The organism is Olsenella sp. KH3B4 (assembly GCA_900111695.1).
Taxonomy (GTDB): domain Bacteria; phylum Actinomycetota; class Coriobacteriia; order Coriobacteriales; family Atopobiaceae; genus Tractidigestivibacter.
On sequence record FOHD01000001.1, the window covers coordinates 298,503 to 321,274 of the forward strand.

A 22,772-nucleotide genomic window follows, 5' to 3' on the forward strand; every position below is an offset into this window, starting at 1 on the left:
GCGACCCTAGGGTGCCGCGATTGTCTCGCCCCTTGCCCCTCCGACGCCTCACGGCGCCGGAGGGGCTCTTTGTTGTGGTAGAGCAGTTTGCGGAAACCCTCGCTGTGGCGCCACGGACCACGCACGCGGCACAACGCAGCCCCTACTGCCGATTTGCGAAGCCGGCGGCTCGCCGTTAGCATGGGCTCATCAGCGGTCTCGACGCATCCGGGAGCCACATCATATGACCACCGTACTTCTCGGCATCATCTACCTGGCCTTTGTGAGCCTAGGCCTACCGGACGGTCTTCTTGGCGCAGCCTGGCCCACCATGCACGCGAGCATTGGCGCCAACGTCTCGCTGGCGGGCGTCATATCAATGATCATCTGCCTGGGGACCATCGTCTCGAGCCTGCTGACCGTGCAGCTCGTGCGCCGGCTGGGGACGGGCAAGCTCACCGCGCTCTCGGTGGCGCTCACCGCGGTAGCCCTCTTTGGCTTCTCAGCCTCAGCTGAGTTCTGGCAGCTCGCGCTTTGGGCTATTCCATATGGCCTGGGTGCTGGAGCGGTGGACGCATCGCTTAACGCCTACGTAGCAACGCACTACGCCGCACGCCACATGAATTGGCTTCACTGCTGCTGGGGCCTTGGTGCCGCCGGCGGACCCATGATCATGTCGTGGCAGATGGGCAGCTCCGCCGGTTGGCCGGGAGGTTACCGCATCGTAGGCGCTCTCCAAGTGGCACTCGTGGTGGCAATCACCCTGAGCATCCCGTTGTGGCGTGACCAAAACGACGCGACCGACCAAGACGGGAAGCACACCGTCCCCACGCGCCGCAAGCTTCTTGCCCTCCCCGGCGTGAAGCTCGCGATGGCAGGGTTTCTCTGCTACTGCGCACTCGAGTCGGCATGCGGGCTGTGGGCCTCGACGTTCCTTGTGCTAGGGCACGGCGTTTCCGCACAAGCGGCCGCCCTTCTCGCCAGCCTCTTCTATGCAGGCATAACGGTGGGGAGGTTTCTCTCGGGCGTGCTTACCCTGCGCCTTGATGGCAAGCAGCTCCTCAGGCTAGGCGAGACGATCATGGGCATTGGACTTGTCGTGCTCATGGTCTCACCGAGCGAGACGGGCCTCGGCTTGGGCCTCGCGCTTCTCGGCCTGGGCTGTGCCCCCATTTACCCGCAGATGATTCAGCTCACGCCCGTGCGCTTTGGCTCGCAGAACGCGCAGTCGCTCATGGGGCTACAGATGGCCTGCGCATACGTGGGCTCGATGGCGTTTCCGCCGCTCATGGGCGTTATTGTTGAGAGGGTCTCGCCGGTTCTCCTGCCTGTGGTTGCAGCCGGGCTCCTGGCGCTTATGACCGTTTGCCTCACCTGCTGCGACCGTCGGGTTGAGGCGGCAACCAGCGGGGCGGCTCACCAATAACGGGGCCTTCTTGCCCACGGAATGGCCTCAGCCGGTCACGCGGTCAGTAGCGGTCAAAGTCAAGTAGCGTTGTGCTGCTGAGAAGGAAATCGACGTTTTGCTTTGCTCCAAAGGCCTAAAACGTCCAAATTGTTCTCAACAGCGCCTTCCGGACGGTCCGGCACCCTCCGCTGGGGTCAACTGCGCTATGGTGGTGGCCATTCGGCACCGCAACTCCAGGAGGAACCCATGCGCTGGCCAACCACGCTCACAACGGCACACCTTGTCATGCGTCCCTGGCGCTTGGATGACGCGGAGGCGGTCTATCGCTACGCGCGCGACCCCGAGGTTGGCCCTCGGGCAGGCTGGGCCCCACACGCGTCGCTCGAGGAGAGCAAGACGGTCCTGAAAGACATTCTCATGGCGCCGGATTCCTGGGCAATCACGCTGCGTGGGCGAGAAGGAACGCAGGCGGACGAGGCCGTGGACGAGGCCGTGGGCGCCATCGCACTGCGCCACCAGGCCGCAAACGTCGCAGACCCCCTCCCCGCACACGAGGCCGAGATCGGCTACTGGATTGCCCGTCCCTGGTGGGGCCACGGCTACATGACGGAGGCCGTCCGAGAGGTGCTGCGCTACGCTTTCCTCGTGGAGAACCTCGCTGCCGTGCGCGCGAGCTACTTCGAGGGCAACGAGGGGAGCCGCCGCGTCCAGGAGAAGGCCGGACTGCGCCCGCACCACCACGTCGAGGGAGTCATCGATCGCCTCGGTGCCACTCACACGGAGCGCGTGCAGAGCATCACGCGCCAAGAGTGGGAAACCTCACTTGCCGCAGACCCAACGGATGCCGGAACCATCGCGCGCCAGCAGTCGGAAGCGGCCGGCATCATCGACCGTCTGCCGCTCATCGCGCTCGTGCGATCCGGCGGACAGACCGGCGCAGACCGTGGCGGCCTTGATGCCGCACGCGAGCAGAACGTGCCCATCTGTGGCTGGTGCCCGCCCGGGGGCCTTGCCGAGGACCTGCCCAAGCCGCCGGGCCTCCTCGCCCTGTACCCAGAACTCCGCGAAGGACCCAGCCAAGGCTACGTCGAACGAACGGCATGGAACGTGCGCGACAGCCACGCAACGCTCATCGTCTCCCCCGGCGGGCTCGAGCCCAGGAGCGGAACGGAGATGACGGCGATCTTCGCCGAGCGCATGGGTCGTCCGGTGATTGTTCTGGAGGGCTCCAACGTAAGCGAGGCCACGGCGGAGGCGCTGGCGTGGCTCCGCTCGCTGGGAGCAAGCGCCCTGACGCTCAACGTGGCGGGGCCGCGCGAGTCCAAGATGCCCGGCGTCTACACGCTCACGCACGACATCGTTTCAAGCATCCTGCGATGAGACAAAGGGACTGTCCCTTTGTCTCACAACGCTCGCGAGAAAAGCTTCCGCTGGCGCTCGTCCCAGAGCGACATGTCGTCTGAGGTGAAGAGCACACCGCCAAGCGTGGAGTCCGCCTCAAGAAGCTCTTCGCGCTGTTCATCGGTAAGCCGCACGTCAGGTCGCAGGAAGAAGACGTCTGGGTCGCACCTAAACGCCCGACCGTTCAGATGCGCGCGCCCACGCGTGTTTGCCAGGCTGTTCTTGGTGCTCACGCGCTCGCGACCAGTACCTCGCATGTAGGCAGATCCGTCCCAGTCGAGTCCCACGTCACAGCCAATGCGACAGAACTCCGTCCTGCCAAGGGCAGATCCAACGGGAACGCCGCAGAGGTCAAACCACGTGCCTGGCGCCGCGCTTTGTCGCAGGAGGTCAAGCGCGTCTGCCATGAGCTGCCCGCGGTTCATCCCGCCGTGCGGCACCATGCATGCCGCGTAGAGGAAATCACACTTGAGAAGCGAGAAGCCCCACTCTCCGGTGAGCGTGGCCATGAAACGCGCCACGTAGTTGCGCACCTCGGGGTTCAGCGTGTCGAGCGCAACGTGGCCAGACCAGTGAGAGCCAGTCACCACAAGCTCGCCCTTCTCGTCACGGAGCAGCCAGTCAGGATGCGCCGAGAAGAGCTGGGACTTTCGCTCGCACACGAAGGGCGCAATCCAGATGCCTGGCATGAGCCCACGCTCGCGCACGCCGGCGGCAACAGGCGAAAGGCCATGCGGGAACTTCTCGTTATCTGGACGCAGCCAGTCGCCCACGCGCGTGTAGCCGTCGTCCACCTGAAACGTGGGTCGGCGCTCCCCAAGCTCAAAGCTCCCCAGGCAGTCCGCAAGCGCATCCAGGTCATGCAGCAGGCACTGCTCCGAGATGTCCGTGTAGTGCCGATACCAGCTGGTATAGCCAACCAGCGGCGAGCAGGGCAACGCGCGAACGCCACAGAGCGCAAGCCAGCGCTCTGTGGCCTCGTCTACGCTCCCGGCACACACGACGGCAAGCCCCAGAAGGCAGCGCCGCTCGCCCGCCGCAACGGGAACGGCCGGCGGCTCCTTTCTCACGAGAAGCTCGCCCGCCGGAAGGTCCTCACGGATGAGCGTTATGCCCGTGTCCTCGCCCAGCGAGCCCACGAGGGAGGCCTCGCCATTCCGACGCAGGTAGCCATAGGTAAATCCATGCTGGTGCCCGGGCCTCTCGTCTGCTTCCACAAAGCGGTAGTCGCCGGAGGCGTCGAGCACCCAGTGTCGTATGGCTGCGCGCGGCACCCGGAAGTTGCGCATGCGGTCGCGCGGGTCTCGCTCGACGGAATCGGTCCAGGAGTTGTAGCCATTCAGGTAGAGCGCCGTGGCCTCGTCAAGCGCAGCAGGCAGCGTTGCCTCCACGGCATCGACAACGACCTCGCATGACGGCTCCACAGAGAGCCGCCACGAGTCGCCCCCGCGCTGGAGCGAGACGCCAAGGGAGGTAGCGTCACCACCCGTCGCCAGGCCAGACGGTTGCACGTGAGCCGCACGCCGCCGGCCGTCGTCCCCATGCCAGCGCACGCAGAAGGTCGGCTCGCCAAGGAGTGCCGTCACTGCCGCTCCCCTCCCTCGTCGGTGCCGCTGCCGATGGTCCCCAGCACACGCCGCTCGTTGTACCTCGTGAAGACCAGACCGCCAATGAGGCAGAACACGGTGGCGACAAGGGCAGTGGCGCGGTAGCCCATGCCGTTCTCGCCGAGGATGGAAAGAGACGTGAAGAGGATCATAGCGAGCGTCTGTCCCAGGGTCATGGAGAAGGTGCGGGCCGCATAGAACATTCCCTCTCGCCTCTCGCCCGTATCGATCGCGTCGCACTCGGCGATGTCAGCGAGAACCGCCTGGGGAAGGATTCCCAGGATTGCCATGGGTATGGCCGCGAGCACCGCCACAAGCATGCCCCACACCATGCCCGGCACGCCAAACATGCCGCACACCGAGGTGACGCCGAACGCCAGGCAGAAGAAGAAAAAGCCAAACGCGACAATGCGCTTCTTGCCGTGGCGCTTGGCGAGCATGTTCACGGGTGCATAGAACATGAGGGAGATGAGCGTCATGGCGGCAAAGAACACAAACGAGAGGGAGTCCGGCAGACCCATGAGCTCGGTGATGTAGTAGGTCATGCCGGTCTGGAACATGGTGATGGCAACCCAGTAGAGGACGTCGGAGAGTTCGAAGACCTGGAAGTCGTGGTTCTTGAACGTCTTGGCAACCGACTCGAACATGGGCGTGGAAGAGGGCTCAGACTCGGCATAGAGGGTCTCGTCGATGCCAAACGCCGGGACGAGCATGCAGACAACCGCAACGGCGGCGAGCACTGCGACCGTAATCCTGAAGGCACCGGCAATTCCCATGGTTGGCTCGAGGTAGGCTGCAACCGTTGTTACGAGGTAGGCCGCCGCCGTTCCAAGAAAGTACGTGACCGAGATGTGGGTTGAGAGGTCAATTCTCAGCTCCTGCGTGCGACCAAGCTCGGGAATGAGCGCATTGAAGGGCGTGCAGTAGAGCGAGAGCGTGATGTAGAAGAGCATAAGGCAGCAGAAGAGAAGCACGTTGTTCAGGGTCTGGCTACCGGTTCCCGGCACGATGAAGATGAGCACTGTCATCACGCCAAAGGGGACGGCCGCCTTGCGCATGAAGGGGATGCGGCGGCCAAGGGGGCTCTTCAGCCTGTCTGACTGCGAGGCAATGAACGGGTCGATGAAGCCATCGAGCAGCCTTCCGCATCCCGTGATGATGCCAATCACCGTGAGCCCCGCAAACACGGCACCCTGGGTGATGAAGACGGCCATGCCGCGCGAGAGCATGGTGTCCGAGGGCATGTAGAAGTAGACGAGCCAGTTGCTGACGATACCCGAGAGTATCGCCCACCCCAGTTGTCCGATTGCAAAAAGCCTGATGACCCGCTTGTCCGCAAGCCTGGTTCCTGCCATCTCTGCTCCCCTCTCCTCATGAGACAAAGGGACAGTCCCTTTGTCTCATCTCAACGCGTGGATCGCCATGTCGACGATGCACTCAAGCTCCTGCGCCCCCGTGGAGAAGTCATCCGAGGGGATGACCTCGCCCCGCGAGAGCTTCTGCGCCACGCCCATGAGCGCGTGCGCAACACTTCTGTAGAAGACCGGAAAGTCCACCTCGCGCACGACGGAGCCATCCTGGATGCCAAGCTGGTAGGCGTCGGCGAAGATGAGGTAGAACGAGTCGACCTCACGACCATAGGCCGCGATGGCGTCAACGGGTGCGCCCTCGGTGACGAGAAGCCCGTCAAGGTCATCAATGAAGAGCACGAAGCCGGCATTCTCCACGTAGCCCTCGGCATAGAGGCGCAGCATGCGCTCGAGCCTGCTCGCACCACTCATGCCGAGAAACGCGTCCGACTCCACAAGCGCCACGATACGTGCGTTGAATCGGCGCCACAGGAGCGTGCCCGCCGCCAGGGCAAGGCGCGTCTTGGTCGAGAAGCGCCGGTAGAGCGTGGCCACCCCAACGCCTGCCGCCTCGGCGACATCGGTCATGCGCACATCGGCAATGCGTCGCTCAAGAAAGAGGCCTGCCGCGCACTCAACGGCGCGGTCCATCCGCGCGTCTCCCGTGAGGCTCCCCTCCTGCGGCACCGCAATTGTGCCACCGACCATATCACCGCCATCAGTCATTCTTGACGCTCCGTTCCTCTCGGTGATAGTCTTACTATCAACTTGATAGCGAGGCTATCACCTCGGTCCACATGGGGTCAAGGAGGATTCGATGGGTGCAACGGCAGACCGGGCGAGAAGCGCCTTTGGCAACGAGCAGGACGACGCGACGTACCAGAAGGCCGTCCAATCGAAGGAGCGCTACCATCGCCGCTTTGGCGACGACTCCTCGGCCGTCTATCACCTCTCGGCAGAGCCAACGCCCGTGATCGGCGAGATGCTCGGTGTGAGGAACCTTGTCATATCGCCAGACGGCGCGCCCCTCGACATCCGTGCCGACGCAGCCAAAGCGCCAAAGCCCGCCGCAACCGAGCGCACCGTCAAGGGCGCAGACGGCGCGCCGGTCATTGTGGGGAACATCCGCATGGGCTTTGGGCACTATCGCATCTCGATGGCCATGGCATCCGCCGCTCACGCCATGGGGTATACGCCCTATTGGCTTGACCTCGCCTCCTTCAAGGACGCCACGGGGTCCAAGGTCATCCGCTATCAGAACGACCTCTACTCCAAGGGGTCGAGGATCTCCCAGCGCGTAGGGGTCTTCAACAAGTTCGTGTGGGAGCCCCTCAACTCCGAGGGCTTCAGGAAGCTCTCGTACAACGCCGCAGACCAGAAGAACGCCGAGCTCTGCGTTCCCCTCTTCCACGACATCGACAAGGACATTCCCTACGTGGGAACCCACGTCTGGCCGTCGCAGGCGGCGGTGCATGCGGGCATGACCCACGTGGTGAACGCAATCCCCGACAACTGGCCCATGGCGCTGCACCTGGCGGAGGGCTCCATTCATACCGTCCAGACGCCCAGCGCCTACCTTGGCTACCACCAGCTGCGCGGCATGGACCCCTCACGGCAGCTCAAGCCCATGCCAGAGGGTTCCATCTTCTACACGGGCCACTACGTCGATCACGAGCTCGTCTCAAACATCCCTGCAGACTGCGCACGGCGCAGGAACCGCGTCTTGGGCGGGGGACCCGTCCGTTACCTGCTCTCGGTTGGTGGTGCGGGTGCCCAGCAGGACCTTTTCGCGGCAATCCTGCAGCATCTCCTGCCCTACGTAAGGCGTGGCGAGGCCGTGGTCTTTGTGAACGTGGGAGACCACAAGAACGTTTGGGACGCGCTTCTCAAAAACGTCGACGGTCTTCGAAACGAGGCGCTCTCCCACTTCGATGCCATCGACGAGGTGGCAAGGTTCGCCGCGGCGGCGCTCGACGGTGACGTGAGCGGCGTGCACGGCTTCTGCGACCACGACATCTTTGCGGCGGTCTACTCGTCCAACCTTCTCATGCGCTGCTCGGACGTGCTGGTCACCAAGCCGAGCGAGTTCTCGTTCTATCCCGTACCCAAGCTCATGATTCACCGCGTAGGCGGCCACGAGGCATGGGGCGCCATCCGGGCGGCAGAGGTCGGCGACGGCACCTATGAGATGGACGATACGGCAGAGGTGCTCTCGATGGTCGACTCGTTCCAGCGCGAGCGCGCGCTCATCGGCTTCATGTGCGACCGCATCGAAGATGCCGCACGGGCGGGAATCTACGACGGCGCATACCGCGTCATCAATCTTGCGGTGAACGGAGCTCCCGAAGCTCCCCGCCCCACTCGCTAAGTGAGACAAAGGGACTGTCCCTTTGTCTCATCGCCTGCGGCGGCGGTCGTCCTTGATGATGCTCCGGGCAACCCAGATACCCAGAATGAAGGCTGCGAGGTAGCCCACGAAGCCGATGATGGGGATGCCAAAGATGACGGGCTGGATGCGCGCGTAGTAGACCACGGACGAGCCTATGAAGAGACCCGCCACCATGACGCTCATCGAGAGCCTGTTGGCAATGTGGGCAAAGTCGTTGATGGGGTCCTCGGTTCCTGCCACGTCAAGGTTGAGGCGCAGCTGGCCGCGGGTGAGCATCTTCATGGCAAGGTCCGCCTGCGAGGCCGCACCAAGAAGCCCATGCGCCGCACGCGTCCCCTCTCGCGCGAAGCCCTTGACCTCATGCTTGACAAGGTCCTCGGGCGTGGTGTGGGCCTTGATGTGGGACGTGATGATCTCGATGATCGAAACGCCGGGGAGAAACTCGTCGACCACGCCCTCGAGTGTGACGAGGGAGCGCGCCAGCATGGTGACGGTGCCGGGAAGCTCGACGCCGTTTTTTCTCGCCATCGAGATCAGCGAGTTCACAAAGGACCCAACGTCCAGGTCCGAGAGATCCGCCTCGCCGTAGTCGGCGATGATCATGTCGAGGTCATCCAGGAGGTGCGCGTGGTCGACGGCGGAGGTGTCAGAAACCGAGAAGCGCAGCAGGCCATCGGCAAGCCCGGCGGAATCCCTCAGGGCGACTGCCTTCACCATGTCCGACATTGCCTTGCGGTCGTGTGACGAGAGGCGCCCCATGATTCCCAGGTCGATGTAGACAATCTGTCCGTCGCGGATGATAAGGTTGCCCGGGTGAGGGTCGGCGTGGAAGAAGCCGTCATCGATCATCTGGCGCGTGTAGTTGTCAACGAGCTTTGTGCCTATCTCCTCGAGGTCGTAGCCGGCAGCGACAAGCTTGGCAGTCTTGTCGATGGGGATGCCCTCGATATAGTCCATGACCACCACGTGCTTGGTGCAGAGCTTGGGATAGGGCTTGGGGCAGTCAACAAACTTGCAGTCCGCGTTGTTGCGCCGAAACTCCTCGAGGTTTCTGGCCTCTACCAGGAAGTCGGTCTCATCGCGGAAGGACTGCCAGAGCTCGTCCACCACCGACTGCATGTCGAGGAACTGGCTACCGGACACGAAGCGGTCCATGAAGCCCACGAGCGAGCGCATGATGGCGATGTCCTGCGCCATGGTCTCCTGGACGTGCGGCCGCTGCACCTTGATGGCAACCATTTCGCCCGTTACGAGACGCGCCTTGTGCACCTGGGCCACGGAGGCGGAACCCAGGGGAACGTCGTCGATCGCGTCGAAGATGTCCTCGATGGGAACGTCGTACTCGTCACGAAGGGCCTGGAGCACCGTGTCGCGGTCCATGGGCTCCACGTCGGAGCGGAGCTTGGTGAGCTCGCGACAGAAGCTCTCGGGCAGGATCTCCGAGCGCATGGAGAGGATCTGGCCGGCCTTTACAAAGGTGGGTCCAAGCTCCTCGAGCATGTGCCGCAGGCTCTTGGGAGTGAGGCCGTGGAAGATGTCATAGCGTCGCACAATCGCAAGAACCTCGCGCACGCGCTTGAGGCGAGACCGACGCGACAGCTCGTAGTCGCCCGACATCGCGCTGCGACCGCCAAACAGGCCGATGGTTTGCGTGCCGTCGTCCTCGAAGCCGTTCGCGCTTACGCTCTTGTACCACGCGTCAAGGAGCTCGTCACTGGTGCGTGGCGAGCTCCCGTCTACGGCATTGCTGTTGTCGCGAACCTCCGGCACAGGTTCTACTCCTTGGCGTCACCGTCATCGGCAGGGGCATCCTCGACGGAGTCCGGCTCCACGACATCGGCGTCGAGGTCGGAGGCCATGGAGGCAACCTTCTTGGCGAACTCGGCACGCTCCTCGGGGGTCATTGCCGCCATCTTGGCGCGCAACGCGACGTCAGACGTGTCGCCGACGACCTCCTTTGCCTTGCGGGTGAGTTCCTCGTTGATGGCCTTGCCCTGGGCAACCGTAAGCTCGCCCTTCTTGACGAAGCCGTCGATGACCTCCTGGGACTTCTCGGCGGTGGTGGCGACAGCGCCCACGCTTGCCAGGAAGACCTTGCGGAAGCCGTCCGTGATGTCGAAATCTGCCATGATGTCTCCCTTCAGAAGCGGGACGAGTCTGTCCCGCGGCCGTGATGCTCTCTGTTCTACCCCACATCCGCAGGCCGGAAGCACTGAGAGCTCAAAAATCGGCGGGCGCCCGTCGTCTTACCCCAGAAGTATGCGTCCCAGTTCGTCTACGGTCTCGGCGACGGCAACCGCACCGGCATCCACAAGCTCCTTGACCTCGCAGGTGTGCACATAGTGGACCCCAACGCAGGGGATGCCCACCTCAGTCGCCGCATCGACGTCGTAGAACCGGTCACCCACCATCACCGCGTCCTGTGGCTCCAGTCCCGTGCGCTCCATCACGCGCCGGATGGTCTGCGGCTTGGTGTCCACGTCGTCATCGATCTTTCCCAGGTAGATGTCGAAGTGCGGGGCAAGGCCAGAGTCGCGCATGCCTCTCTCGAGCAGGCTGGAGCGCTTTGACGAGGCAACGCCAAGGACCTTGCCTGCGGCATGGAGGGAGTCGGCGAGCTCCACCGTCCCCGGGATGGCCGGGAACGCCTCGGGCCCGAGCGTTCGGTAGATGGCGCGGTACTCCTCGGTGATCTGGGCCGCCTCCTCCTTCGAGAAGCCGTAGACCAGCGTGAATGCCATGGGGAAGGGCGGGCCAACGATACGCCGAAGGTCCCCGATCTCGTCATCCGAGAGGCCATGGTCATGCAGAACCGTCCGGGCAGTGGAGGTGATGCCTCTCACGGTATCCGAGAGCGTGCCGTCAAAGTCGAAGACCACAAGCTTGCGGCCGCTTACGTCCATCCCCCGGGAAAACCGAATCGCCGCATTCTCAGATGCCATCGATGCCCCCTGCCTTCGTCCTACCTGTCACGTGCGGGTTTCCATGCGTCTACGGTACCCGAAGTAACGGGCCACACGCGTTAGAATCTGCTCGTGGAGCTTCCAAAGCCCCCCCGCCCGTATCAAGACCGCAACGAAGGAGCGACATGCGCGCAGAGCCGTTCGTGTGCTACAGGCCTCAGCCCGATAAGGCCCAGGACTTCGCGTCACTGCCCTATGACGTGTTCACGAGGGAGGAGGCGCGCGAGGCCGTGGCCAAGCGGCCGTACTCGTTCCTCGCCATCGACCGACCAGAGACCGCCTTCGAGCCCTCCCACGACATGCATGCCGCAGACGTCTACAAGAAGGCCGCGAGCCTCCTTGCCGACCGCGTTGCCGACGGCACCCTCGTGCGCGACGGCGACCCCTGCTACTACCTGTACCGCCTGAGCGGCAACGGCCACGAGCAGACGGGCATCGTGGCGGCCTTCTCGGTGGACGACTACGAGTCGGGCACCATTCGCCGGCACGAGTTCACGCGACCGGTCGACGAGAAGGACCGCGCAGACCACATTGCCACCACCGGCTGCCAGACAGGCCCCGTGCTTCTCGCCTATCGCGACGACCCCACGCTCTCGACCATCGTCGCTGCTGCCGCAACGGCAACCCCACTCTACGACTTCACCGACGCAGAGGGACTGCGCGAGACCGTATGGCGCGTCAACAGGCCCGCCGCCGTCGACGCCCTGCGCACGATGCTCGCACGCGTTCCGCGCGCCTACATTGCCGACGGTCACCACCGCGCTGCCGCCGCGGCCCGCGTGCGGAAGGCGCTACGCGAGGAGCACGGTGACACGATGGGCGCCCCCGGCACCGAGCCCTGCGACTACCTCCTGGCAGTCCTCTTCCCCGAGAGTCAGCTCATGACCCTCCCCTATGACCGTGTGGTGGCAGACACCGCGGGGCTCACCGCCAAAGAGCTTCTCGCGCGCCTCGCCGAGCAGGGCTTTGCCGTTGGCGAGCCGAGCGAGGACCCCATCCGCCCGACGGAGGCCCTTCACTACGGGCTCTTTCTTGGCGGCTCATGGCGCGAGCTTGTCTGGCAGGGTGACGTCCCCCAGACGGCCGTGGGCAAGCTTGACGTATCGGTCCTCCAGGACCAGGCGCTTGGCCCCATCCTGGGCATCACCGACCCCGGCCGCGACGCCCGCATCCGCTTTGTGGGCGGACAGCCTGACGCCGCTTCACTCGAGTCGCTCGCGGGCGAGAACGGCCTTGCCTTTGCGCTGAGGGCGACTCCAGTGGCAGACATGATGGCCGTGGCGGACGAGGAGGGCATCATGCCTCCCAAGTCCACCTGGTTCGAGCCCAAGCTGAGAAGCGGCCTCTTCATTCGGCCCATCCTCGGGAGCACTGCAAAGCACGGTGCCTAGACGCGAGCCCACGCACCCCAGAGGCCATTGCGGTCTCTGGGGTGCCTTTTCCACGCCATGGGTATAAGGTGGTTTCGGGGACGCAATTGGATTCATCGGTTTGCATGCGATGAGGAGGTGCCGCATGGAGGAGACGGACGACGAGCGCTGGCCACACTGGGCTCACGACTTCACGCAGGCGCTGTCGCGTGCCTTTGGACGCCAGGTAGACCATGCGGGCCAGGTGGACATGGGTGACCTTGCTACCCAGGACGAGCATGCGACGCCCAGGCTGGGTGCGCACTTTGCCGCAACCGTCGATGCGTCACGTCCGCGGGTCACAACCACGCTCGACATAGACGTGCTCTCCCAGCGGCTCATGGCCTCGGACGACCCCCTCTCTGACCTTGGCCTTGTCGTGGCGGACATCCGCTCGCGTCAGCAGAATGGCCAGAACGCCGATGGCGGCCAGATCATTGTGCCTTCCTCTTCCGAGGGTACGCTCCCGCCGTCTAATCTCGAGGTGTTTCTCGCCGACTCCCTGGATGACGCCGGCCTCTCGGCCCCCGACGTGGCCATGCCCTCGGTGGGTGTGGTTCGCCCGCACACCTCGCATCTCTTCTACCTTCGCGTCAACGACCCCGAGCTGAGCTATGCGGCCAAGCTCAAGGTGCTTCGCATCGAGGCCGCTCTCAACGCGGCGCTCCTCGCGTCGACGTTCTTCGAGGACGCGGACGACGTCCCTACAGACGAGCTGGCAAGGTTCAGGCAGCGCGTTGCCGCGTCCGTCACCTCGCAGATCCCCACCATCGCAGACGGCCTCCCCACCCGCGAGGAGGAGCGCCCCGATGGCGAGTGGGCGGTGCGCAAGGGCATCTCGACGGGCATCGAGCACTTCCAGGTGCCCTACCGCCTCCAGGCAAGCTTCCGCACAAACGTAGCCGACGGGAACGCGGCAATCGCGGTCGACCTCACGCCACCCTCTGTCATGCCGTCCCACGCGTGGGTCGACGGCATGGGAATCGTCCCGGCAACGCCCGAGATGCGCCGTCGTGCCGCCACCGACTACAATCTTCGCATTGGCATCCTGCTGGCTGCTTGCGCGTTTCGCTGCAGTTCGCTCATACGGCACGTATGGGTCGCAGGCACCATCGACACGCCACAGTCGCATGACTGCTACTACTCCGTATGCTTCGACCGCGAGAGCTTCTCGAAGATCCCGCTCACGGGAACCTTTGACTCCGTGTCAACGTATCGAGGCTTTGGCGCCACGCTCGACGAGAAGGACGGCCAGCTCTCGCCCGTAAGGCAGGGCTTCTCGCTTGAAGGCGAGCAGTTCTGCCCTGCTCGGCGCTACGAAACCGTGGAGCTCTCGACGCGCGTACTTCCCGACCCCTTTGCGAAGGCTCTTGGGGCTAGCCGTGTGAGCCAGCTCGGCGTCGTCGAGGAGAGTAAGCGGATTGAGGTCGCATCGCAGATTGCGCGGCGGCTCAGCTCTTCCACCGAGGAGAACGTCCGCGCCATCATGGGGCTCGCGAGCAAGGACGAGGACGCAACCGTGAGAGAGGCGGCCCGTCGATGCGTAGGCAAGCTCATAGACGGTACTCTCCCCGAGGATGATCCCCAGGCAGTCCAGGACGAGTTCGTGAACGGAGGCGAGCTCTTCTCGGCCGTCGAGAAGGCCAAGGAGCTTCTTGCCCAGAAGAACACGGCGGATGCGCTCTCCATCGTTCTCGGCGCCCTCGAGCCCTTGGAAGAGGCCCACACATACGATGACACGGCTACGGTCGAGTGGCATGCGTTTGGCAGCTACGTCGACCGCGTGCTCTACAACCGCCTCTTGTGGGACGGCTCGCGCGAGACGCATCTTGCGCCCGACTCCTACCTTGAGGCCCAGCTTGTGGTCTCGGTGGCGGCGCTAGCCGAGGGACGTCTTACCCAGGCTACCGAGCGCGCGCGTCGTGCCGTAGAGCTTGCCCCCCTGAGCATCCACGCGCGGCTGCAGCTCGCGCAGTGCCTGGAGGCGGAAGGCCACGACGATGACGCGATGACCGAGGTTGGGCACCTCCTCGAACTTGCTCACGACCCCGAGGGTGTGGGCCTCGGCTACTTCCGCATGGCAAGCTACGAGTGGAACCGCCAGGACGTGCGGGCCGCACGAGCCTGCTACCAGCGCGCGCTCTCGTTCATGCCTGGCATTGCCAACCAGATGGCCTCGCAGCTCTCTGCCATCGTCTTGCAGCTGCAGGGCTCAGCCACCTCGAGCGAGCCACTCACCGAGGAGCAGGTGCGTGCAGCCCTTTCGGCACGTAACATCGCGATAGCGCCCACCGAGAAGGTCACCGAAGTCTTCTTCGAGGGCATGCGGGCCTCGCTTGACGCCGAGATATTCCCCATAGCCAAGGAGTTCATGACCATCTTGGGGCTCATGACGCACGACGACGTGTACTACGGAATGCTTCGCTCCATCGAGGACGAGCCAGACCGCTAGCTATCATCTTCCAGTAAGAGAAAGACAAGGGCCGGCCTCGCGATACGGTTGCGAGGCCGGCCCCCATTGTTATTGTGGCGTTCTCTCCTACAGCTTGTTCATGATTGACTTTATTTTGTTTCCGTAAGACGTATCTGACGCCCACGTGCCACTCAGACACTCAACCGAGCGAGACCTACCAAAGAGCCACGTGCCGTAGCGTTTGTCATAGGTCTTAGAGGAGAGGGGCGCATACCCAGCATAGGCGCGGAGATGCTGCGCTTGCGCAAGGAAACCAACATAGACGGCATCTGACCCATATGAGCTAAAGTCCTCTCCGGGGGTATTTCGGTCCGTGGCACCAAGCCCGCAGAAATTGCACTGCTTGGGCTGCACGCTACCACCAAATTGGAGGTAGCCCGTCTCGACCATGGACTGCGCGTAGATGACCTCCGGACGGACACCCTCGGCGACAGCGGCATCCCAGAGCTTGTCAATAAACTCCTCTACCGTTGAGGCACCATACTCAGAATACACGTCCGCAGGGAACTCCACGCCACGTGCCTTAAGCCCTGCTTTGAGGCCCTTCACAAGCTGGGCCTTTGTTACCTGAGGGCTTCCCAGGATGGGTGTTGGTACTCCCACCTCGACGGTGGTGGACCTGGTCTCCCGCTTGCCGCCGGCGCTCACGACGTCCACGTAGAGCGTGTAGGTCCCGGCCTTCGAGGGCGTGAACGATCCGCTTGTCTCGGTGGTGTCGGAGCCGGTCGAGAGGACCGTGGATCCCCACTCGCCCTTCGCCCAGGAGCCCTCGTAGGACCATACGTAGTTGTACGTGAGACCGGAGGTCTGGCCCACAACGTTGGCTGAGAAGTTCACGGGGCCGCCAACCACAGGCGAGGCGGTGGAGACCGTCACGCCTCTGTAGGCATATCCGCTCTTCACCTCGACGGTGGTGGACTTGGTCTCCCTCGTGCCGCCCGGGCCCACGACGTCAACGTAGAGGTTGTAGGTGCCGGCCTTGGTGGGCGTGAACGAGCCCGTGGTCGACGAGATGTCAGAGCCCGTCGAGAGGACCGTGGAGCCCCACTCGCCCTTCGCCCAGGAGCCCTCGTAGGACCAGACGTAGTTGTACTTGAGGCCGGAGGTCTGGCCCACAACGTTGGCTGAGAAGGTCACGGCATCTCCCGCAACAGGCATGTCTGTGGTGACCTTGACGCCCCTATACCCATAGCCGCTCTTAACGTTGACGGTTACCATGCGCGTGGTCTTTGACGCCCCGTTGGAGCAAACGTCGACGAACAGCCAATACGTACCCGGCTTCGTAGGGGTGAACGCGCCAGAGGCAGAAGAGGTCATCGAGCCCGTATCCTTAACGGTTGAGCCCCACGAGGACCAGTCCGGCTTTGCCCACACGTAGTTGTAGGCGAGGTTCTCCCCCACGCCCATGAGCTTGGGCGAGTAGGTCACCGTCTCCCCCACATAGGCCTCGGTGGTCGAGACGTTGATGCCCGAGACGCTCCACCAGGTGTTGGAGCTGTAGAACTGGTTGTAGATGGCGGCTCCATCCGCCCTGCCAAAGCTCGCGAGGTAGTTGTCGTTCGAGAGCTTTGCCGCATCAGACGTGCCATCGATGAAGCCGTGCTCGATGATGACACCCAGGATGCCGGCCTTCCTCGCATAGCGGGTGATTCCGTAGTAGTCCGCCACGGAACCGTCCTCATACCGAGAGGAGCTATCGCCGGACGGATAGTCCCTCGTGATGATTCCCGCACCGTGGATGGATAGCCCTGTGGACTGGAGCCCAGAGAGCACAAGGGCCGAGAGCGACTGCCCCGCGTAGTACAGGTCCTGGTTGTAGCTCGAGGAGTTGGTGGACTCCACCTCGGCACCACGGCCACCGCCAGCATTGATGTGAATGGAGACGATGGCGCAGCAGTTGTTCTTGACGGCGCGCTGCACGCGTCCGGCAACAGAAACGTACTCGTACTGCCCTCGCGTGAGGTAGACCGTGACGCCGCGGGACTCGAGGTAATCCTTGCAGGCATTCGCGATCTTCCAGGTGAGGTCGGACTCCTTCATGCCATTTGCATTGGCACCTGAGTCCCACCCACCATGACCTGGGTCGATGGCGATTGTCCTCCCCGTCTGCTTTGCCACTGAGAGCGCCTGGGACATGTTCGAGTACGAAGAGAGCGAGCCGTCTGGGCTTGCGGTGGTGTAGGTGGTGGTTGCCGCCTTCGCAGTAGAGGGAGCCAAGGCGAGCGCGAGCGCCACGCCAATCGCAAGAGCCACACTACTTAGCAGAAGAACCGAAAACCGCTGCTTCGTTTTAGCCATGATTCTCCAACGACGAACTGCACGTGGATTCCAGTCTGACATAGAATCAGTTTTAATACCTTAAACCTTCCGGCAATCTCAACGAGAGACTTTCATGAGACAAGCGCACAGCGCAAACCCACTGTGGCCACCGAGCTTCTCGGCGGCCATCTTCGACTTTGACGACACCCTTGCCCTGACGCATGACCTCTGGAAGCAGGTGGACATTGCGTTCCTGAGGTCACGCGGCATCAGCTACACACCGGATGTGGGGCGCACGCTCACCATGCTGGGCTTTGCGGGCGGCGCGCGCTGGTGCATCGAGCGCTATGGCCTCAAGGACACGGTCGAAGAGATCTGCGACGAGTGGAACTCCATGGGCCGCGCGCTCTATGCCACCCGGGTGCACCTGCGACCCGGAGCGAGGGAGTATCTCGCAGCGCTGAGGAGTGCGGGCGTGCCCCTTGCGCTTGCGACCACCAACGACCCGGACGTGCTTGCCGCCATGAGAAGAAATGTGGACGTATACGCCCTCTTCGACTCTGTGGTGTGCGCCAAGGAAGTGGGCTGCGGCAAGGACCGCCCCGACATCTACCTCGAGGCTGCACGACGAATCTCCGCCAAGCCAGAAGACTGCATGGTCTTTGAGGACCTCCTCCAGGGAATCTATTCCGCAAAGCGTGCGGGAATGCGCACCTGCGCCGTGCTGAGCAACAACCCGCTTCAAAACGAGCGGGAGGTCGTAGCGGCGGCAGACTGTTCCATCGCAAGCTGGCGCGATGCCCTAACAGACGAAAGGCAACCATGACATTTTTGTGAGCGGCATGCATGAGACCGGAAGTGGCCATTGGTAACCACTTGAGGATTTAGGGGCTCTCACCAAGACCGTTGGGGTAATATAGCACCCGTGGCTGTTGGGGCCACAAGGTATCGCGCGAGAGCGCAGCTTTTTGTCCTGCGGGGCAAAGAAAGAAAGGCACGACATGGCAAAGGGTACTGTTAAGTGGTTCAACCCCGACAAGGGCTATGGCTTCATCTCTCGTGAGGATGGCGACGATCTGTTCGTCCACTACTCCGAGATTCAGATGGACGGCTTCAAGACCCTGGACGAGGGCCAGGCTGTCGAGTTTGACATCACCACCGGCCAGAACGGCAAGCTCCAGGCTTCCAACGTCCGCAAGATCTAGCTCATAGCCCAACGCATACCCCCTGTGGGGATTTGTGGGACTTGGCTCCCCCACCATTCTGGTGGGGGAGTTTTTTGTGCTTCATCGCAGCCCCCATGACGAGGCCGCGAGCTGCGATACCATGGACGGGCTATTGTTTGTGAACAAGACGAGAGGGAATGGAATCGTGAGAGTCCTCGCAATCGTGCCTGCGTACAACGAGGAGGAGTGTCTTGCGAACACCGTGCAGGAGCTCACCGAGACCTGTCCGGACGTCGACTATCTCGTTGTCAATGACGGTTCGAGCGACGACACCCCCCGCATCTGCGATGAATTGGCGCTGAGCCACATAGACCTTCCCGTTAATTGCGGTCTCACGTCAGCCGTAAAGGCCGGTATGAAGTACGCCATGCGCCACGGGTACGACGCTGCCGTCCAGATAGACTCCGATGGCCAGCACATTCCTCGGTACATTCCCATCATGGCAAAGGCCCTCGAGGAGCAGCACGCTGACGTGGTAATTGCCTCCCGCAACCTTGCCGGTGGCGGCGCCGTGGGCGCACGTGGCGCGGGAGCCAAACTCATCACCGCAATCATTCGCCAGACCACCGGTGCCGTTATTACCGACCCAACGTCCGGCATGCGCATGTACAACCGTGCCATGATTGAGAAGCTCGCTCGGGGGTTCGACTTGGCACCAGAGCCAGATACCATCGCCCTCCTCATTCGCCGGGGAGCAAAGGTGGTCGAGGTACCAGCCGAGATGCGCGAGCGACAGGGCGGCACGAGCTACCTACATTTCATGTCTTCCATCTCGTACATGGCACGCACGTGCCTCTCCATCCTGCTCTTCCAATGGTTTAGATAGGACCCGCCATGTCCATCGTTCTCCGCATAGTCCTTGTCCTCGGCGCGCTTCTTGCGCTCTCCATCGTTGTGCGCAAGGTGAGAAAGTCGAAAATCCGTATTGCTGATTCGGTCTACTGGGTCTGCGCGGCCGTGCTGCTGCTGGTGTTGGCAATCTTCCCGCGGATTGCGTACTTCTTCTCCGGCCTTCTGGGTTTCCTCTCGCCAAGCAACTTCGTGTTTGTCGTGGTCATCGCACTGATGCTCCTCAAGCTCTTCAACCTTGCCTGCGACGTCTCGCGCCTCACCGACAAGGTAGAGCAGCTCTCCCAAGAAGTAGCCCTCGACAAGAAGGAACGTGGGGACAGCAGAGAAAACAAGGGCTAGCCTCTCGACCAGAACCCAGCGGCTACTCCCCCATCACGTTGACACCGTCGCCAAAGTCGAGCACGAGGGGGCAGTGCGTATAGCGGTCCTCCAGGGGCGGCAGCTCGTGATAGTCACCGTAAAGCGTGCGTAGGTACGCATCGCAGTCGTGCGGCGCCCTCAAGGTCATGCCGTCAAAGGCAATGTCTTTGGTGGGAAAAATCTCGGACGCCTCGTGAACTCCGTCGAGTGGGTAGGTCGCATTGAACCAGCGTTCTGAAGGCACCTCCGGTTGGGCTGCCATGAGAAGCTTGCGAGAGAGCTCTTCCGGCTTCCACGCATGCGCAATGGTGTGGTGCGCAATGGAGCACGCCGTGGCCTTGAGACCCCTAAACGACGTGTCAGAGGGAATCCTAGGATGAGCAATGCCGTGGAGGTAGCTCATGCGCTGGAGCTTCAGGCACGTTGCCTTTTGCGAGCGGGCGCGCGCAGGGTCGGCATCCTCGCGGAAGAACGGGAAGACGTCGAGGAAGATGGCCTGGTTGCAGCCGGCCTCCATGGAGGCCTCGTCAATGAAGCGCGTGCCGTCGAGAAAGACCTTCACCCAGAGTGACGTGAGACCGGGTGTGTTCTCGCACGTTGCAAGGGAATAGCCAGAGGGAAGGGCTTTGGGGGCAAGCTCGAGGAAGCACCGGTAGTCCTCATAGGACATGCCAATGTCCGTGTCGTCGTCCCATGGGATAAAGCCGCCATGACGAACCGCGCCCAGGCAGGTACCTGAGTCAATGAAGTAGTCAATGCCATTCTCGCGGCAGAGCTCGTCCACAACGCGCAGAATGTCACGTTCGGCGTCCTGTAGGCGCTCGAGGGAACCTTCGGGATAAGGCCGGACGTCGTTCATCTGGTCTATCAGTCCTTCTCCATTGTTGCCTTGTCCCCCTCAGTGGAAGACCTTGCGGCGTGGTCGTCTTCATCGAGCCTCTTGCAGTCGCGCACGAAGAACGCCACGAGCGAGAGGACCGCCATGAGGTAGGAGCCCACGCCAACCCAGCTTACACCGTTCATCCCAAAGAGGTCCACGATAGGAACGGTGACTACAAGCGAGACCACGGTAGCAACAACGTTGCCAAGGAAGCTTGCCTTGTAGTCCCTGAGCGACAGGAGCAGGTCGTTCATGAACCAGGCAAAGGCGGTCACAAAGGTGCAGAGTACTGCCGGGCCAAGCAGGTAGCTGTACTCGACGATCTCTTGACCGTAGAGCAGACCCAACACCCACTGGCCAAAGAGAAGAATGAGCACGGAGAAGACAATCGTGATACCAACAATGCCCTGGATAGTGCGCCTAAAGAGCTTGAGCGCCGAGGCCTTGTTGTCCTTGAAGCGCTGAGCAAACTCTCCCATGAGGGGACTGTAGATGTAGGAGGCGCCCATCTGGACGATAGCAGCCGGAGACGCCACCGAGGAGTAGATGCCCAGGGCAGCCGTGCTCACACTTGCCGCGAGGTACTGCTTGGGCACGGTGAGAACGGCACTCGAGCACACCTGCGCTATGACCAGTGGCAGAAGCGTTGCAAGCGTCCGAGCGGCGGAGCGCAGGTCGATCACTGGCCTTACGGACTCGAAGCCAGATGCACGAGGCATGTCGTAGACAAAGCAGATGGCAAGAGTCGCCAGTGCCATGGAGACGCAGGCAAGCTCGAGGGAGTCCGTAAGCCACAGGACGACTGAGAAGAGCGCCAGGTTGGAGACACCCTGTATCATGTAGGAGCGGCCGATGTAGTCCATGCGAAGGTGACGCTGGTCGATGGCGTGCAAGCCTTCGATGAAGTTTGCCGCGAGCGATGCCACCAGGTAGGCCACAATCGCCGGCACAGCGTCGAGCGAGCACGTAAGAATGGCATACGCAACGCCCACCGCAAAGGCAAGTGCGCTCGTGAGAAGGCGCAGGCCAACGTACTCGCCGGAACTATGCTCGCCGCGGACGTCAGTCACCTGGACCGTGCGCAGACGAAAGTCTGCAAAGGGCGCCACCAGGTTAGAGACGGCCATTGCCAGGGATAGCGCGCCTGCGGCGTCAAAGCCGTGGGAGAGACGAACAACAGCGATGGTGATGAGGTAGTTGCAGCCCAGCCGCACGATGGAGCCTGCGGAGCTCCAGGCGATGTTCTTCTTGAGAGAGAGGCCCTCAGCCATTGATCTTCTTCCCTCCGAACACCGTGTGGTAGGCAACAAATGCGGGAAGCTCGCACAGGGCACCAATCAACTTGTTGGGAGCCTTGGAGAGGCCGCCCTTCTCCCCCGACATGCGGCAGCCAACAAGATAGAGCGTGGTCTCGCGAAACTTGCCAAGGAGGGTTTGTGAACGCTGCGCGCAGTAGAGCTTGTGTTTGCGGTAGCCAATGGGGTTCTCGCGCGCGTTCTTCGTGAAGTTCTTGGTAAGACCGTCAGGTAGGTAGTGGCAAATCGTGAGGATAGTGTTGTCCGTCTTCATGAGGTAGTGTTCGTCGAGACGATAGTACACGGACGTCTCGGCAATGAATTTCTCCCCGGGCGCAACATCATAAGGGTACTTTCGCAACACCTCGGTCTTGTGGATGAGCGAGGTGTCACCGGCAAAGTGGTACTTCTCGAACAGATCCCAGTATTTGACCTCGGAGACTCCGTCGGGAATCCAGGTAACCATGGGGGTGCGGTCGTCAGTGCCCCTGAGTGCCACGATGCCGGCTATGCGGCTGTCATCGCGAATCGCCGCATAGTCCTCGACGATACGGGCAATGGCCCCGGGCACCAGGTGGTCATCTGAGTCGACGCAGAAGAACAGCGGGCACTCGCAGCAATCGACACCCGTGTTGATGGCACGCGGCTTCCCACCGTTCTCCTTCTTGACATAGGTGATCTCGACCTTGCCCTCCTGCTTCCAAGAGGCAACCAGCGAGCCGGTGTCATCGGTCGAGCCATCGTCAACGATGAGCCACATAAAATCCTGCGAGGTCTGTGCGACCAGGCTCTTGTAGAGCACCGGGAGAATGTAGGCGCGGTTATAGGTTGGCGTGAAGACGCAAACTGTTTTCATGCGTATGCTCCGGTCGGATGACAAGATGCAGAGAGCAGCCCCGCTCGGGCATTGAGTTATTGTCGC

The 22,772-nt window shown here is 62.5% G+C and carries 19 protein-coding genes; 9 read left to right on the forward strand and 10 right to left on the reverse strand.

From position 1 onward, the window contains the following. Nucleotides 1–223: 223 nt before the first annotated feature. Both BMX94_RS01370 and BMX94_RS01375 read left to right on the forward strand, forming a co-directional pair. Nucleotides 224–1,405 carry an MFS transporter gene (locus BMX94_RS01370; RefSeq protein ID WP_091002629.1) on the forward strand — a complete coding sequence of 394 codons (1,182 nt, stop codon included), beginning with the start codon at nt 224–226 and terminating at the stop codon, nt 1,403–1,405. Between the two features lie 228 nt (nt 1,406–1,633). Further along, the gene (locus tag BMX94_RS01375; protein ID WP_091002631.1) at nt 1,634–2,767 is read left to right on the forward strand and encodes a GNAT family N-acetyltransferase; all 1,134 of its coding nucleotides are present in this window, start codon (nt 1,634–1,636) and stop codon (nt 2,765–2,767) included. Nucleotides 2,768–2,790: 23 nt separating this feature from the next. Here BMX94_RS01375 and BMX94_RS01380 read toward each other — a convergent pair whose 3' ends face one another. The 3 genes from BMX94_RS01380 to BMX94_RS01390 are packed head-to-tail and all read right to left on the reverse strand — an operon-like array spanning nt 2,791 to nt 6,470. After that, the gene (locus tag BMX94_RS01380; protein WP_091002633.1) at nt 2,791–4,374 is read right to left on the reverse strand and encodes a glycoside hydrolase family 36 protein; all 1,584 of its coding nucleotides are present in this window, start codon (nt 4,372–4,374) and stop codon (nt 2,791–2,793) included. Beyond that, nucleotides 4,371–5,750 (reverse strand): MFS transporter, encoded by a 1,380-nt coding sequence (locus tag BMX94_RS01385; protein ID WP_091002635.1) that lies wholly within the window; start codon nt 5,748–5,750, stop codon nt 4,371–4,373. Before BMX94_RS01385 ends, BMX94_RS01380 begins: the two co-directional genes overlap by 4 nt. Before the next feature lie 45 nt (nt 5,751–5,795). After that, nucleotides 5,796–6,470: a TetR/AcrR family transcriptional regulator gene (locus BMX94_RS01390; protein ID WP_091002637.1), complete on the reverse strand. Its 675-nt coding sequence runs from the start codon at nt 6,468–6,470 to the stop codon at nt 5,796–5,798. 91 nt (nt 6,471–6,561) lie between these two features. On the opposite strand from BMX94_RS01390, the gene BMX94_RS01395 reads away from it, so the two are divergent. Then, nucleotides 6,562–8,112, forward strand: coding sequence for a DUF6937 domain-containing protein (locus tag BMX94_RS01395; protein WP_091002640.1), 1,551 nt, complete (start codon nt 6,562–6,564; stop codon nt 8,110–8,112). 27 nt (nt 8,113–8,139) lie between these two features. On the opposite strand, the gene BMX94_RS01400 is transcribed toward BMX94_RS01395, so the two are convergent. From BMX94_RS01400 to BMX94_RS01410, 3 genes are all read right to left on the reverse strand, one after another. Then, complete coding sequence (locus tag BMX94_RS01400) at nt 8,140–9,903, reverse strand: ABC1 kinase family protein (protein WP_286159977.1); 1,764 nt, start codon at nt 9,901–9,903, stop codon at nt 8,140–8,142. Nucleotides 9,904–9,908: 5 nt separating this feature from the next. Beyond that, on the reverse strand, nt 9,909–10,262 hold the full coding sequence (locus BMX94_RS01405; RefSeq protein ID WP_091002642.1) for a phasin family protein: 354 nt from the start codon (nt 10,260–10,262) through the stop codon (nt 9,909–9,911). A 117-nt stretch (nt 10,263–10,379) separates the two neighbouring features. Further along, entirely contained in the window at nt 10,380–11,075 is a 696-nt protein-coding gene (locus BMX94_RS01410) for an HAD family hydrolase (protein ID WP_091002644.1), read from the reverse strand. A gap of 146 nt (nt 11,076–11,221) precedes the next feature. On the opposite strand from BMX94_RS01410, the gene BMX94_RS01415 reads away from it, so the two are divergent. Both BMX94_RS01415 and BMX94_RS01420 read left to right on the forward strand, forming a co-directional pair. Further along, complete coding sequence (locus BMX94_RS01415; protein ID WP_091002646.1) at nt 11,222–12,487, forward strand: DUF1015 domain-containing protein; 1,266 nt, start codon at nt 11,222–11,224, stop codon at nt 12,485–12,487. 124 nt (nt 12,488–12,611) lie between these two features. Further along, nucleotides 12,612–14,957, forward strand: coding sequence for a tetratricopeptide repeat protein (locus BMX94_RS01420; protein WP_177171276.1), 2,346 nt, complete (start codon nt 12,612–12,614; stop codon nt 14,955–14,957). Nucleotides 14,958–15,044: 87 nt separating this feature from the next. On the opposite strand, the gene BMX94_RS01425 is transcribed toward BMX94_RS01420, so the two are convergent. Next, nucleotides 15,045–17,276 carry an N-acetylmuramoyl-L-alanine amidase gene (locus BMX94_RS01425; RefSeq protein ID WP_177171277.1) on the reverse strand — a complete coding sequence of 744 codons (2,232 nt, stop codon included), beginning with the start codon at nt 17,274–17,276 and terminating at the stop codon, nt 15,045–15,047. 94 nt (nt 17,277–17,370) lie between these two features. Here BMX94_RS01425 and BMX94_RS01430 point away from each other — a divergent pair, with 94 nt between their 5' ends. From BMX94_RS01430 to BMX94_RS01445, 4 genes are all read left to right on the forward strand, one after another. Beyond that, on the forward strand, nt 17,371–18,063 hold the full coding sequence (locus BMX94_RS01430; protein WP_091002653.1) for an HAD family hydrolase: 693 nt from the start codon (nt 17,371–17,373) through the stop codon (nt 18,061–18,063). A gap of 175 nt (nt 18,064–18,238) precedes the next feature. Next, complete coding sequence (locus BMX94_RS01435) at nt 18,239–18,442, forward strand: cold-shock protein (protein WP_059054711.1); 204 nt, start codon at nt 18,239–18,241, stop codon at nt 18,440–18,442. 76 nt (nt 18,443–18,518) lie between these two features. Next, nucleotides 18,519–19,289, forward strand: coding sequence for a glycosyltransferase family 2 protein (locus BMX94_RS01440; protein ID WP_286159978.1), 771 nt, complete (start codon nt 18,519–18,521; stop codon nt 19,287–19,289). Between the two features lie 8 nt (nt 19,290–19,297). Further along, a complete protein-coding gene (locus BMX94_RS01445) occupies nt 19,298–19,654 on the forward strand; it encodes a DUF2304 domain-containing protein (protein WP_091002657.1) in 357 nt (118 codons plus the stop codon). A 22-nt stretch (nt 19,655–19,676) separates the two neighbouring features. Here the strand turns inward: BMX94_RS01445 and BMX94_RS01450 are convergent, their stop codons facing one another. From BMX94_RS01450 to BMX94_RS01460, 3 genes are read right to left on the reverse strand one after another with little or no spacing between them, the layout of a single operon-like run. Beyond that, on the reverse strand, nt 19,677–20,534 hold the full coding sequence (locus tag BMX94_RS01450; RefSeq protein WP_091002659.1) for a LicD family protein: 858 nt from the start codon (nt 20,532–20,534) through the stop codon (nt 19,677–19,679). An 8-nt stretch (nt 20,535–20,542) separates the two neighbouring features. Continuing rightward, nucleotides 20,543–21,826 carry a lipopolysaccharide biosynthesis protein gene (locus BMX94_RS01455; RefSeq protein WP_091002660.1) on the reverse strand — a complete coding sequence of 428 codons (1,284 nt, stop codon included), beginning with the start codon at nt 21,824–21,826 and terminating at the stop codon, nt 20,543–20,545. Next, a complete protein-coding gene (locus BMX94_RS01460) occupies nt 21,819–22,706 on the reverse strand; it encodes a glycosyltransferase family 2 protein (RefSeq protein ID WP_091002662.1) in 888 nt (295 codons plus the stop codon). Before BMX94_RS01460 ends, BMX94_RS01455 begins: the two co-directional genes overlap by 8 nt. Nucleotides 22,707–22,772 lie beyond the last annotated feature (66 nt).